Consider the following 13,582-nt stretch of genomic DNA (forward strand, 5'->3'; position numbering starts at 1 on the left):
CCCCCGCCATCCTATATCACTCATAGCACTTGCCCCTGAACCGTGCCTTTGCGAGACCATCCCCAAGGCAGAGTTGAGTCGTTACGATTGTCGGTTAGGCGAAATGGAAGTCGTGGCTGTGAGATGCATCGACTTTCATGGTCTTCAGCGCGAGCGTGTCAATCCCGGTTGGACTAACGGGGTCGTGGCCCGACTGAGCCGCATGCGACAGGGTGCTGGCAAAACTGTCGAATACGCTGTTGTGAGCCTGGAGCTGATCGGGGCCAGCTGCGGCGGCCGTGGAAGCCCCGGCTTGGTGGCCGAAGTTGCTGTGGAAGACGAACGTGTCCCCGCTTCCCGTGCCGGAATGACCATCGCTGCCAGCCGTCTGAGCACCACCGCTCGGATTGACCTGGCTGCTGCTCGGCTCCGTGATCGTACTGGCATGTTGGGCATGCGAGCCGCTATGCGAACCGACAGTGGGATCCAGCGGATCAGACAAGGCACTCGTGTTGCCCGCCTCATCCGTAGCCGTCGCAGTGAAGGTGTGTGACCCGGCCTTGAGGGCAGAGGTCCTTACGCTCCAGTTTCCATCACCGTCCGTTGTCCCCGAGCCGAGCAGCGTTGTGCCTTCGTAGAGCTGCACGGTCGTGCCCGGATCGGCCGTTCCCGACACGATTGCATGATGATGAACGATCGAATCGCTCACCAGCACCGGAGCATTCGGAGCATCCGTTGCGGTTCCCGTCGAACCGTCCGACGAATCGGTCGGAGAGCCGGTAACCGTGTCGGTCGGAGTGCCGGTCGTCGTGTCGGTCGGAGTGCCCGTAGACGTGTGAGTCGGAGTGCCCGCCGTCGTATCAGTCGGAGGAGCCGTCGACGTGTCAGTCGGAGTGCCGGTCGTCGTGTCGGCCGTAGAACCCGTAGACGTGTCAGTCGGAGTGCCCGCCGTCGTATCAGTCGGAGGAGCCGTCGACGGGTCAGTCGGAGTGCCGGTCACCGTGCCAGTGGGCGTGCCTGTGACGGTGGTAGCGGGCGTTCCGCTCGTCATATCCACGTTATGATCAAGAACAGCCAACGGACTCGAGCCGCCCTCATAGGCAAAACCGTACGCCTTGGACGGGTCGTAATAGTTGTCCTGGACTGTCAGGGTTCCGGTGAGGGATTGGGTATCGATTGACGTAAAGTAGCTCTGGTTACCGAGCATCGTGTTGTGGGTAATCTGCCCTTGAGAGATGAACTCTGTGTACAGTCCCTGGGTCTCACCGTTGTTTTCGACAGTCGTATTGTAGTTCATGGCAAGCGTGAACGGACCGCCCTCGAACTGCGTAAAGTCCCCGTGAGATGTCGGGCTCAGGCCGCCATCCTGGATAAGATTGTGTTCGATGACGATGGAGCCGGAGCCACCAGTCTGCTGGATCGTGTCCCCGCCAGCATTCTTCAGCCACGAGTGGTCGATGCTAAAGTTGGTGCCGCTATACAAAAACAGAGTGCCCGACACTCCCGCGTCGTGTCCTGCCCCGTCGATCGTGCAATTGGACACACTGAGGTTGGACGCCTGTTCGGTACCAACAATCGGCGTGTAGTTGTTGGACCCGACGACGAAATTGGAATCGAGGATCTTTGTGTTCGCGGCCTCGACACTTACTTGCCAGCCACCGCCGCCAGAAAAGTCGTAGCCGTCAAGAGTGACATTGTTGCCAGAGACCGTCACCACGTGATTGGTCGTGTCAACCGAAACACCGGCCATCGAAATCGTCGCGGGATCCTTGAGTGCCAAACCCTGCGGCACCCCAACATGATAATCCACGCCGGCGACACTCCATGCAGGGCGGCTAGCACCGTAGGAGTCCAGCAAGCTCGGAAGCTGCGGTGATCCAACCGGTGCATTAGCTGAGCCGTCGTTAAGCGCCATCTACCTGTTCTCCTGATGTCTATTTCCCCTCAACATGTGCTCATCCAAGGATGCTCCCCGAGCGCCATGCTGTCTTGCTTCTTCTCGAGCCGACCACGTCAGGACCGGCGGGCAGACTATTGCCCCGGCACCGCGGGCTTTTTTTGGACGACATCGGGGCTGTGCTAGGGTGATGTTTTGGTAGGCACGTCACACCAGAAAATTAAATTATCAAAACGCCGAATACTGGCTCACCGCCATCAGACAATCGCTCAAAGCTCAATTTGAAATACCGTATGAACCCGGGGATTGAGATTGTGACTCACAATGAATTTTCCGGGAAAGATCCACATCATCAACCAGATCGGATTCGACCTGTCGCAATCTGGATTCATTTAATCTTGCTTCGGAGGCGTGTGCTTCCAAAACGCAAGAGTAAAACCTGTTCAGATGAAATAGAGCGAACACGAGCCGCCACAATTTGTTGCGATTGCGCCACCGTTTCTACCTGGAGATCCGCTGAGATACTTCATGGGCGTGACGGCCGGTCGGATCGACAACGAGTCAAGCAGCGACCGATGCTTCCGTCACTGGGCACGCAACTCGCCGGTTGGGGGCGCACGTTCCTTTCGTATGCAAATGAACAACTCAGATGAATTGCCGCTCGCGGGCGCAACGTAGTCGTGTCGCTACGACGGCTATCCGCCTCCCATTATAAGAGGCGGCGACAAAGCCCTGAGGGTTTAATTTTAAAACTTCATATATTTAATTACACCTCCAGTTAAAGTCCGAGCGCGTCGCTCGGAACGCACACGCCGACCCGGAAGCAATCTGATATGTCTTTTCTCATCAATAGCTTACATCAGCCACTTGGCGGCTTAAATGGGGGCTGGCAGGTCAGAACGCCACCAAACATCGCGCGCACCTACATTTATTGCCACAAATTAAACAATTAATTATTTAACTGGCGCCGGTGACGTGTTATTATTCCTCGCTCTCCCGGGCTGCGGAGTCGGGCCATTCCGTGGGCTACTCCAGCAGCCGGAGCCTCACAATTAGGAGCACGTCATGAATGAGAGCAAACCCCGATCGGCACATCTGGGCCTGATTAGTTTTGGACGCTCGCAGACGGAGTGCAACATCCGGAGCATTTCTCCGTTTGGTGCAGCCCTCGACGTTCGCGAAGCTCGCAGCGTTCCGGAGGAATTTGCGCTCACTCTGCTTCCGGAAGGTGAGCGGAGGCGCTGCGCGGTGGTCTGGCGCAAGGAAACTCGAATCGCCGTCGCGTTCTACTAGAATTTCCGGCCCGCCTCAGGGCACGACGAAGACATAGCGGCCGAACCAAGAAGCGCTTCGCCCAATGGACGACTGAAGGGTCACATCCGGGTAGCCTTTCGAGGGTGCAACACGATGACAGAGCGCCAAAGTAATGAGCAGGAGTTGCAAATCGCGCGTTACCGCATCCTAGAGCGCGAGGTCACAGATCCACTTGCAGCTCATCTGCTGCACGACATTGTCTCAGATCTGGAAGCCAATCTGCGGAGAATCGCGAAAACAGCCGAAGCAGTGACAGCAGCGGACGACGCCGGACCAGGGCTTGACCTACGACCTTTCAGCCCCGGATTATGAAGTCGCGCGGAGGGCGTCAAATATCAGTTGCCGCCGGGCGGCTGCCACCTGCTCCCAACTGTATAGTCGCGCACGCTCGAAGGCAGCATTGGACATACGCCGCCTTAATACCGCGTCCGCGGCCAACTTACGAAGTGTCGCACACCAGCCTGCTGCATCGTAGGGATCGATTACAAATCCTTCGCAGTCGTGCCGCACGATCCTGCCAGCCCCCATCGGAGATGTTACCGTCGGCAGCCCACAACCGCACGCCTCGTAGATCACCAGAGGGCTTCCCTCTTCCAGAGACGGAAACAGGAACATATCGGCAGACTTGTAGAGTGCACCAACATCTTTGGAGTAGTCGAGAACAACGATGTCATCCCTCCCGAACAGGTGCCCATATTTTTCCTTGATGATCGGCTCCAGTTCACCGGCCAGCACCAGGCGCCCCTTGATGCCGCTTTGCTGCCAGTAGTCCAACAATAAATGAGCACCTTTACGCACACAGATCGTGCCTACGAAAAGAGCCGTGATGCCTTCGGCTGGCGCGAGAGGCCTTTGTGGTCCTGCGAACCGCTCGGGATCCCATCCATACGTGGTGTCCAGCAGCTTGCGTGCCGGAACACCATTCTCGAGCAATGAGCTTCGCACCAAAGGACTCGGACAGAAAACATAATCCACCGCGTCCAAGACCCGCCTCTCGCCTTCGACGGTCTCAGCCGTGATCGTGTGTGCTGGTTCAACACCAAGGCGCCCATATGCTTGGTCCAGAATCCTTTTGGCCGTAGCCGTGTGGCAATTGAACTGTTCTCGAAAAACAGTCACGCCTCGCCGCTTCAGCTCATGGATTGTCCCAAGCGACGCATCAGGCCAAAGGCTAGCCGCGAGCCTTCGCGATCGGTACTGTTCAAAACACGAAAGGAAGTCCCGCTCGATCCTGTGACCCGCATAGCCGCGAGTCCAACGATAAGGCACATGTCGAGCCCAGCGCGGCAAAGCCTCGATCACCTTAATTGAAGGCAGCGCGAGCTCGTTACGGGATGTGACGACCGTGATTTCGATCCGCTCGTCCGCCATCCAGCGGGCAAGAGAGCTGCATGTATAGCCGACGCCCATTCCGTTGAGAGGGAGCGGGATCAACACACCCAATGCGGCCGCTTCGCCAAGGGCGTGCTTATCATGTGGTGGCGGCGCCGGGTTCGCACGACTTGGGGCGGAATCAGCGGCTTCGCTGTTGCGCGCCTCGCGAGGCAACTCGAACTTCTGGCCCAGGGTAGAATGCACCGATGTCTCCGCCCCCTCACTCATCGCTCATCACCCGGGCGCGCCACCTCCGTTTCAACGTCGAGAGCCAGGGTGTGAAGCGCAGGGCCTCCTTCATCCACCGGTTCGCCATCGCGACAGACGAACGTAGCGCATTAGTCGAAACGGACCTCAACCGCGGACTGAAGACGAGAACCGTCGATTCCTGCCAATGACGAGTGGCCAATCGTGCCTTATACGGAGCATCGCCGATGCCGAAATCGACAAGTCGCACGGGAGCATGACTGGGACCGTCATGCAGTTTCTCCATCACGACCAGCATCAGATACATTCCGGGAGCATACTTCGTATATGCCGGATCAAATGATAGGTACTCACTAAGGAAAACACCGTTGCGCAGGGAACCGATCCAGAAAGCCACCGGGTCGCCGTTGAGGTAGAGAACATATCCTTGTAGCCATCCCCTTTCAGCTTCGAACCGCAGACGATTGCGAATGACCGGAGTATCCGAGAAGCCTACGTGAAGGCCTCTCTGATAAGACCTGCAGGCGACCGTCTCGGCGTCACGCATCAGCCGATCGACCTCGGTCGGCCTGGTAAAGATCTCGATCAACGGCTCGCCAAAGCTGCTTCTCAGGTTTCGCTCGCGCTTTCGCTGCTGGTATCGCTCGTTCTGAGAAAGGCTGCGCAAGAATGGGCCGGCTTCCGGCAAAAGCTCGCGTACGCGCCTCGCCTCCGGCCGGACCGTGTGGTCCGAACACCACCACGACGGCAGAGTTCGAGCGTATCGAGCGATCGAGCAAGCAAGATCGGGCGAATGCAAGGACGCTACGTCGGCCTCTCCCGCCGCGAGCGAGGCAATTAGACCTTCCACGAGGAGCTTGGCGTTGATTTCGGAGAGTGCTCCCAACCAGCCGCCGTGCACGATTTGGATCATCCGAACGGTCGGACTAGGGAGCGGGAGATATCCCAGCCGCAGGGGTAAGCGAACCCGTTCAAGTCGGCCCACGAGAAGAGCTTTTGGAGCGCCGCCCTCGTAGAGAACCAGGACATGTGGCCGCTCGACCTCAGGATAGATGTCGGAAATGAATAAGAAAAACTCGAGATCGGCGTCTCGCGGCGGATTGCATGCGTTCCAAAACTTCCGAAGCGCTTCGATTTCCGGCCGGGTTCGGAGAATCTCGATGTGGCGCGGCGCAGCCTCGTCCGTTCTCACAGCCGCAGTCCGAATGGATTTCGCCTGCAGGACGCGGTCGTTGACCGCGTCTTTAGAAACACGGTCCCCCGAGTTCGGACCCTGGGCGACGTAACCGGCCCCGTCGACCCCCCTGTATCCCGCTGAGACCATGGTAGCTCGCACAATCGCTGAAATCCTGGCTTCAAATTAAACAACATATTGGATGAAGATTAAAGCCAGATCGCGTTATTTTAAATAATCATTTATCTGCTATATTTGTCTCGGTCGCCTGCAAGCCGCGGCAACCCGCCAGGACCGCGCCTCTATCCCAGCACGCGAGTTGTCACATGTCTGAGGAGACCAGCGGACGCAGCCAGCTCAGAACACTGCTGCGGTTTGGTATGCAGAAGCTCCGTCAGGAGGGCTTCGCGTCGTTCGTGAAAGGCGGCATCGAGCATGTGCGACGCCTCTCCGTTCCCAAGCAAGCGCAAAGCGCTTTCGATCGTCGTTACGGAACGGATACCGCGGGGACGATTCCTCTTTGGAAACTCCAGATCCGGAGCCCTCATCATGCGGAAGGAGTCCGGTATCAGGCATCCGACCCGGATTTCGTGCGGAAAGCCATCGAAATCCTGCAGATCCCACTCGAACGCTTTGTGTACATCGACGTAGGCTCCGGCAAGGGTCTGACCTTGCTCGTGGCCTCGGAATACCCGTTTCGGCGCGTGCTGGGAATCGAGTTCGCCGCCGAACTGAACGCGATTGCGGCCGAAAATATCAGCCGACTCATCGCGCCCAGATGTCGGGACATATCCTCAGTCCTTGCCGACGCCGCATCCTATCGATTTCCAACCGAGGACACTGTGCTCTTCCTCTATAATCCATTCGGAAAGGACGTCCTCAAGCGCATGCTCGACAATTTAAGAAGCGTGCTCGAGCAGAACGACCACGAACTCTACATCGTTTACAGCAATCCGATCTTTTCCCAGATACTCGACCAATCTGGTTTCCTCGAACGATTGGACCTACCAATCGGGGCGGCGGTCTACAGACACTCACCGACGCACGGCGTCCTGCAGCACGACACCCGTACGCATATTCACGTTGTTGGTGAAGATTGATTTCGGGCTGGAGTCGTTCGGCGTTCCGGTATTGCGCGAAGGATAGGCAAATCCGTAACCCCGAGGATCGAAATAATTGTCATGAACCGTGAAGGTTGTTCTGATCGATGACAGGTCCACCGACACGAAGTAACTGACTGTTCCGATCATCGTATTGTGGCCGATTTCACCTTCCGCGACGTACTCGGTCATTAGGCCTTGCGTGGCGCCGCGACTCTGCAGCGTCGTATTGTAGTTGATGGCGACGGTGAACGGACCGCCTTCGAGCTGCGTGTAGTCACCGTGTGTCCCCGGACTCAAGCCGCCATTCTCGATGAGATTGTGCTCGATGACGATAGAACCCGTACCGCCGATCTGCTGAATCATGTCGCCGCCGGAATTCATCAGCCAGGAGTATTCGATGGTAAGGTCGACCCCACTATATGCGATCATTGTTCCCCAAGGAGGAGGGTCGTGCTCGGCGCCGTCAATCGTGCAATGACTAATATCCAGACGCGAGGCCTCCGGACTGCCTACGATCGGTAGAAGATCGTTGGAGCCAACGACGAACTTTGAGTTCACGATTCTGCTCCCGGAAGCCTTCACCCGCACCTGCCAGCCGCCGTCAAGCGAGAAGTCATAGCCGTCAAGCGTAACGTTGCTGCCGGTCAAGGTGACAATATGATTCTTCGTATCGACCGAGACACCGTCGAGCGAGATCGTTGCAGGGTCCTTCAAGACGGTCTCCACCGCGTAACCCACGCAAAAGTCGACACCAGCGACTGGCCAGTCCGGCCGTTTTCTGTATTTGCTCAGGAGAAGAGGATGCTGGGCGGTACAAGCCCCGGGTTCTGGAGGATGATCATCCTTCTGGGCTGAGCCAGTCGGCCCGGCTTGGATGCCCGTCGCAATTCCGGCCGTCGTTCCGCGTTCAGCATCAGGTCGAGCGACTGGCTTCGCATCCCGCGCTTCACAGCGACCTGGAAGGGCAATGATCAATCCGGCCAAGAGCGCTCCGGCCCACAAACTCGCCTGTTGGTGCCGCCACGATCGGCTCCGGCGCGTCCTCCGTTCCTCCGGCGCGAGCAGCCTTGGGCGTGCGCCTGACCCGAACCGCGCAAGTTCGCGCCTGGACTTGCCCTCAAGCGGTCCGCCACGGTCGGTCGAGCCGAGTTCACGCGAACCGGCGGCCTGCATGAGGAGGCCGGATTTGGCGATGCCGACCCGCGTTCTCCTTCCCGCCATCAATGCGCTTCCACAGCCGCGCCGTAGGCCTCGGAGCCGGCTCGAGAACCGCCATCCCTCTTGAATCTTGCTGGATCCACATTGTCCGGGTCCAGCAGGATGCGATCGGCTCTGTACTGCTGTCGTACCTCAAAGGCCAAAGCGAGCTGCGACGCCATTTTGTAAGCGTACGGGTTGACTACTCCGTGCAGCACTTTCTTCCAGGTCGAGATTTGCTCGGGATTCCATCTGGTCCAGTTGCCCGTATCGAACCTCGCCCAGGTATCATCATAATCTGACTGGACCACGTGCAATTTATCCGCGCAGCTGACTTTGGTGGAGAGGACCACCAAGCTCATTTGACTTGCGAACGGGAGCTGGTTCCTCCGCTTGAGACGGGCTGGTTGTTCGATCAGATGCCACAGCTTCGGACGAGACGTATTGACCAGAAAAACGCATGTGTTTCGGAAGCCGTTCCGTTCGCTGAAGACGCTATAGAAGAATTCCGGAGAATACTGAAACAGGCCATGTGACGGAAACCCGTTCGCGTTGGTAGCGATCAGGACCTGGCCACCAGGCTTGACCAACTTGACGATGTTGTCGATCACTTGTGCGACGTTGAAAATATGCTCGATTGAGCCGAAATCCAGGAACGCATCGAATTGATTGTGCAGCGTTTCCGGAACTGGCAGATTGAAATCGTGAACCAGCGATGCACCTTCGAAGCCGGACGCATCGATCGAGGTGATGTCTTCGGCACCCAGCTTTTTGAGAAGAGGTTCGCAGAACGAACCTACCGCGAGCGACTGGTCATATTCGAAGCCGAAACCCTTCCGCACGGTATCGAATTCCTGTTTCCAGAAATGGATCTCGTGCCGGCCCAATGTTGCGGTCTTTCGAAAATTGAATTTGTAGACGCGGTTTGCGAAGTTTAAGGCCCTGAGGCCAGTCAAGTCGATTCCCACGATCCACCTCCTCCACCTTGTGCAAGCTTGCTCCGCCAAGCCCGCCGGCGGCGCCAACTTTCGATCAGCAAGTCGATCCTGCCCTGCTGCTGGCTTTGCTAAATCCGGAGCGCGCGTAGAACACTTGTCTCCGCACACCGCGGGTTATACGGAGCGCTCCGCGCAGGAGCGAAGACAGGCCCGACGGCGGCAACTCTATCGGGCCCTGCGGTTCGAGCCAGGCGCGCACCCGATCATGGTCCGGTCCCAGGCTATCGAGGAGCTTCCCCCAGAGCGCACGACCCATGGAATCGTGAAAATGGAGAACACTCACGTCGGCGACTTTGGAGGGTTCGTAGTTGTCGGGCAGAGCACCACAAACGGGGAAGTTGCTTGAGGCCGGTAGCATCTTCCAGCTTAGACCACGCTCGATGACTGTTAAGCCGAGCATCACCTGGTCCAGGAAATGCACTTGGGAATGCGTCCTTGCCACCTTCAACTCCAAGAACTTCTTGCAGTTAGCAAGATACGCGCGACCAAAGCCGGTTGCGCGGCGATAAACAAACACGCCGGAGTTCACGTAGAACCGAATGAGGCGCCCGTCGCTGGTGCGCAACCACGGCAAATCGTCAAGCCTCTTGCCTACGAGCGCCGCGGATCGTCCCCAGAACGAGTCGTTGGTATCTCCCGCTCCAGCCGACCCGATCACGCCGGCGTCCGGGGCACCAGCGATGAAATCGACCCCATCCGGCAGCTCAAGTTCGTTCGGCTCACGCAAGAAGAGAATGTCACTGTCGAGCCAGGCGATTGCATTGCTCCGGGTCCGTGCCTCGACAGCCGCGAGCGCTTCCGGCTTGTTCATGTAGTGGTGCCAAGCGTACGGATCTCTCGGATGCACGCGCAAGTGATCAATCCCCAATTCCGCCATACGGCGGCGCGTCGTCGGCGCCAGAGGCGGGGTGAAGCGAGGGGTTACAGCAACCACGTCCAGGCTCGCAAAGCGGCCGCCAAATCGGCGTAAGCTCTCGACCATTCGCAGCGTGAGCGGCTCCAATAACCCCGATTCGATGCACACCACGACGGTCATCGACGGGGGCTCAGCGGCGGCAACCGGGCTACCAGTCGACTGCAACGCAATCGTTCCAGAGAGATCGTTCAAGCGCGATCCTCCAGCGTCTTGGCAAATCCGAGTTGTCTCGCGACCAACTCGGGCGATTCAACCATGGGGCGCAATGTGGAGGCCCGGAAAATGGCCTTGTATCTCAGGCGCAGGCGGCGCAGCAGCAGCGGCCAAGGATTGTTCGTCAGCCGAACGATGACCGTCGGCAACGGAAGCAGTGCTCTCCATTTGCGAACCATAAAGCGATAGGCGGCAATATACGTTTTGTCCAAGCGAACGCCGGCCTTGCTGTTGTGAATGACCGGCAGATCGACGACGTAGGACTTCATGCCGGCTCGATGTGCTTCAAGCACGATATCGGTCCCGTAGAGATGGAACGACGGCAATGCCGGATCAAAGACGATCCCTGACGCGCGGCGCACGATCAAGACCACTTCGTCGAGGCTGGTTACGATTCGGGGGGAGCTGAACGATCCACCGCATACGGCACCCAGCCCGGCATCCCAGAGGTGTCCGACGAATTCGCCCTCGTTTGTCATGCCGCATAGACCCGCTACGGCCCAGGATGGGTCGGCTGAACTCAGCCGCTCGCAGACGGATTCCAGTCTGGAGAACCAGCCTTCTGGAAAATAGACGTCCTGATGGGCGAAAACGACAATCTCCGCCCGGGCTGCTTGAATGGCTTCGCGATAAGCAACTGACGCTGCCTTCGCGCCCCATATCACCGAAAGCGGGACCCGGCGCTTGGCCACGTCCGGCGACGACTTCAGATTTCGCTTCAAGATCGCATTGTTGTTTGCGACACAGCAGATCTGCACGGACCACGCCATTGCGACCTCAAGCTCGACCTCAGTCCGATCAGAGATTTAATTTCCACAATAAATAAAAATGTATTATATAATATAATAAAGATCAACGGCCGTTTTTATTAAAAGCGGTGTTTGAGGAGGCTTGCAGATTGTCAGCCCGGAGCATCAGCAGGGTGCAGCTCGATCGTCATTTTTCGCCTGATGTTCAGGCTGCCATTCCGGTTGCGCCGAACAGCCCGAACAGCTTCGCCATCTGGGCTGTCGTGATAGGCCTTGCCGTTCACTCAAACATGACTTTCTTCCTAGCGGGCGCAAAGTTCACAATCGCCCGGCTGGTGATCGCGCTGCTGGTGTTCCCCGCAGCGGTCGAACTGTTGCAAAGAGGCCGGCATCGGGGCGCACCTGATATAATTGCATGTGCGTTTTGTGCCTGGCTGTTGATTGCCGTGTCCCAGACAGACCAGTCATGGTCGTCGACGGCCGCGCTGATAACCGAATTCGGGGGCGGCTACCTGGTGGCGCGGTCCTATATATTCGGCCGTCCAGCGCTGGAAACATTTGTTCGAGCGCTCAAACTCATTTGCATCGCTTTAATCGCCCTCGCAAGCGTCGAACAATTGAGCCAGACTCACGTTGGCTTCGTGCTGTTTGGCTTACCCATTCCGGGATACGAATACCGATACGGATGGCTGCGCGCATTCTCGACATTTCCTCATCCGATCTTATTCGGCACGTTCTGCGCCGCGGCCGGGGCCATCTTCTTGTACTCCGAGCGCACGTCCCTTGGTAGAGTTTGCTATGGCAGCCTGTGCTTCTTTGGATGTGTGCTCGCAATGTCGTCCGCACCGCTGATCGCTTTTTTGATCGCGATCTTCGTCCGGCTCTACGATGGGCTCCTCCATGGCATCCGCTGCCGATGGCAGGTTCTAACCGCAGCCATGTTCGCCCTCCTCTTGGTTGTCTTCTTGGTTGCAAACAGGCCGGTGTCATGGATCGTCGCGAATCTGACGCTCGATCCATCCACCGGCTATTTTCGGGTCGCCACCTGGGACACTGCGTTCTACTATATCGGCCTGTCGCCCTACGTCGGGTACGGATTCGATAGCTACGCGCCCGCAGATGATTTCTTCGGGAACGTTTCAGTCGATTCCACCTGGCTCGTCATGATCATTCGGTTCGGAATTCCCTCGATAATCCCTCTGCTCCTTGCAAATGTTGCCTCATTCTGGCCTTCGCGGCAGATTTACGCCCGCACTTTGCATGATCCCTACGTCGGTCAGCTTTGCACCGCATTCACCTTGAGTCTCGTCGTGCTCATGTTCGTGGGGCTGACAGTTCATTATTGGAACAATGTTTGGTTGTTTTGGGGACTCTGCATTGGAATCCGCGCTTCTCTTCGGGAGCAGTGCTCCAACGCTCGCCGGCTGACCTTCGATGGCGCGAGCGGGCTGCACCACGTTATATCCTCGCCCCGCTAATAGGCCACAACGTTCCAGGGACCTTCTCTCGGCCGTGAGCGAATTGGAATCGCGGGATAGATGATGCTTCGGGGGCGTCATCGATGACGCCTTGTTGCCCCAGGCTGTCGCGTTTGTGGTTATTGCGACGCCGTCACCGGTGGCTGACCCGCCAGAAGACAGCCATGCGATCGATGGGCTCCAGTGGCGCTGTTATGTCTCTCGAGCCACGAAACTCGTCAACAGCCCTCTTGCATTCCGGCCAAGAATGATAGTCGTCGATGATCACGAATCCGCGCGGAGACATCCGGTCGTACAAATTGATCAGAATATCGATTGTGGATTCATAAAGATCCCCATCCGCACGCAGGACGGCGATACGATCGATTGGAGCGGTCGGAAGTGTCTGGCCAAACCAACCCTTGAGGAAACGCACGTTCTCATCGAGCAGATCGAAACGCTGAAAGTTCGCACGAACCGCTTCGAGGGATGCCTCCAGGTACTCGGAATTCGAGAGATCGGGCGCACTGGTATCAGCCGAATACTTGTCTGGGTTCGGCTTGGGCATTCCCTGGAAGCTGTCAGCGGCCCAGAGGATACGGTCATTTGCACCGTAATACCTTAAGGCCGCCTTTGCGAAAATTGCGCAACCGCCGCGCCAAACACCACATTCAACGATATCGCCAGGAATTTTTTCTTCAACGACCTGCCTGATCGCATCCTGCACGTTGTCCAGGCGTTTCAGGCCCACCATCGTATAAGCAATGCTAGGCCAATCCTCCCCATATTCTCGCTTTTCTGGATCGAAGCGATTGGCCTTCATGAGCCGAATCCCGTTCCGCCCAGCCAACCTAAGCACTCGGTTGCGGAGGGCCGCTTTGGGCGACCGCTCACCATCCCTTGGCTCCATCAGCGCCCAGGCAGATTCGGGGAATACATAGCCCGTTAGGGTCTTCTTCAGAAGCTCCAAATAGGGGTCACGTTGTAACATGTACACTCTCCGT

General features: G+C 57.5%; 11 protein-coding genes. 3 read left to right on the forward strand and 8 right to left on the reverse strand.

Annotation, left to right across the window (positions count from 1 at the left end; translation table 11 throughout):
- Positions 1-94: 94 nt before the first annotated feature.
- Entirely contained in the window at positions 95-1,894 is a 1,800-nt protein-coding gene (locus ACNJX9_RS31565; protein WP_439405886.1) for an Ig-like domain-containing protein, read from the reverse strand.
- A 1,047-nt stretch (positions 1,895-2,941) separates the two neighbouring features.
- Here ACNJX9_RS31565 and ACNJX9_RS31570 point away from each other — a divergent pair.
- Entirely contained in the window at positions 2,942-3,169 is a 228-nt protein-coding gene (locus ACNJX9_RS31570; protein WP_271621577.1) for a PilZ domain-containing protein, read from the forward strand.
- 327 nt (positions 3,170-3,496) lie between these two features.
- On the opposite strand, the gene ACNJX9_RS31575 is transcribed toward ACNJX9_RS31570, so the two are convergent.
- Together ACNJX9_RS31575 and ACNJX9_RS31580 are read right to left on the reverse strand one after the other, a co-directional pair.
- Positions 3,497-4,768: a glycosyltransferase family 4 protein gene (locus tag ACNJX9_RS31575; RefSeq protein ID WP_439405888.1), complete on the reverse strand. Its 1,272-nt coding sequence runs from the start codon at positions 4,766-4,768 to the stop codon at positions 3,497-3,499.
- Between the two features lie 16 nt (positions 4,769-4,784).
- Positions 4,785-6,095, reverse strand: coding sequence for a GNAT family N-acetyltransferase (locus ACNJX9_RS31580; RefSeq protein ID WP_439405890.1), 1,311 nt, complete (start codon positions 6,093-6,095; stop codon positions 4,785-4,787).
- A gap of 176 nt (positions 6,096-6,271) precedes the next feature.
- Between ACNJX9_RS31580 and ACNJX9_RS31585 the strand changes: the two genes are divergently transcribed.
- Positions 6,272-7,045, forward strand: a complete 774-nt coding sequence (locus ACNJX9_RS31585) for a class I SAM-dependent methyltransferase (RefSeq protein WP_439405891.1) — start codon at positions 6,272-6,274, stop codon at positions 7,043-7,045.
- Here ACNJX9_RS31585 and ACNJX9_RS31590 read toward each other — a convergent pair.
- The 4 genes from ACNJX9_RS31590 to ACNJX9_RS31605 all read right to left on the reverse strand — a co-directional run bounded on the left by ACNJX9_RS31590 (position 6,980) and on the right by ACNJX9_RS31605 (position 11,142).
- Positions 6,980-8,032, reverse strand: a complete 1,053-nt coding sequence (locus ACNJX9_RS31590; RefSeq protein WP_439405893.1) for a hypothetical protein — start codon at positions 8,030-8,032, stop codon at positions 6,980-6,982. The two genes, ACNJX9_RS31585 and ACNJX9_RS31590, sit on opposite strands and share 66 nt — an antisense overlap.
- Before the next feature lie 236 nt (positions 8,033-8,268).
- Complete coding sequence (locus ACNJX9_RS31595) at positions 8,269-9,213, reverse strand: class I SAM-dependent methyltransferase (RefSeq protein ID WP_439405895.1); 945 nt, start codon at positions 9,211-9,213, stop codon at positions 8,269-8,271.
- 64 nt (positions 9,214-9,277) lie between these two features.
- Positions 9,278-10,351: a hypothetical protein gene (locus ACNJX9_RS31600; protein ID WP_439405897.1), complete on the reverse strand. Its 1,074-nt coding sequence runs from the start codon at positions 10,349-10,351 to the stop codon at positions 9,278-9,280.
- Entirely contained in the window at positions 10,348-11,142 is a 795-nt protein-coding gene (locus ACNJX9_RS31605; protein ID WP_439405899.1) for a hypothetical protein, read from the reverse strand. Before ACNJX9_RS31605 ends, ACNJX9_RS31600 begins: the two co-directional genes overlap by 4 nt.
- A gap of 152 nt (positions 11,143-11,294) precedes the next feature.
- Here ACNJX9_RS31605 and ACNJX9_RS31610 point away from each other — a divergent pair, with 152 nt between their 5' ends.
- Positions 11,295-12,599: an O-antigen ligase family protein gene (locus ACNJX9_RS31610; RefSeq protein WP_439405901.1), complete on the forward strand. Its 1,305-nt coding sequence runs from the start codon at positions 11,295-11,297 to the stop codon at positions 12,597-12,599.
- Between the two features lie 133 nt (positions 12,600-12,732).
- On the opposite strand, the gene ACNJX9_RS31615 is transcribed toward ACNJX9_RS31610, so the two are convergent.
- Complete coding sequence (locus ACNJX9_RS31615; RefSeq protein WP_439405902.1) at positions 12,733-13,569, reverse strand: TylF/MycF/NovP-related O-methyltransferase; 837 nt, start codon at positions 13,567-13,569, stop codon at positions 12,733-12,735.
- Between the last annotated feature and the right edge of the window lie 13 nt (positions 13,570-13,582).

This window comes from Bradyrhizobium sp. BLXBL-03, from assembly GCF_051853015.1.
Classification (GTDB): Bacteria; Pseudomonadota; Alphaproteobacteria; order Rhizobiales; family Xanthobacteraceae; genus Bradyrhizobium; species Bradyrhizobium manausense.

Coding starts and splice junctions, on each gene's coding strand:
- ACNJX9_RS31585 (WP_439405891.1), top strand. CDS start 6,272: ATGTCTGAGGAGACCAGCGGACGCAGCCAGCTCAGAACACTGCTGCGG.
- ACNJX9_RS31570 (WP_271621577.1), top strand. CDS start 2,942: ATGAATGAGAGCAAACCCCGATCGGCACATCTGGGCCTGATTAGTTTT.
- ACNJX9_RS31615 (WP_439405902.1), bottom strand. CDS start 13,569: ATGTTACAACGTGACCCCTATTTGGAGCTTCTGAAGAAGACCCTAACG.
- ACNJX9_RS31565 (WP_439405886.1), bottom strand. CDS start 1,894: ATGGCGCTTAACGACGGCTCAGCTAATGCACCGGTTGGATCACCGCAG.
- ACNJX9_RS31580 (WP_439405890.1), bottom strand. CDS start 6,095: ATGGTCTCAGCGGGATACAGGGGGGTCGACGGGGCCGGTTACGTCGCC.
- ACNJX9_RS31605 (WP_439405899.1), bottom strand. CDS start 11,142: ATGGCGTGGTCCGTGCAGATCTGCTGTGTCGCAAACAACAATGCGATC.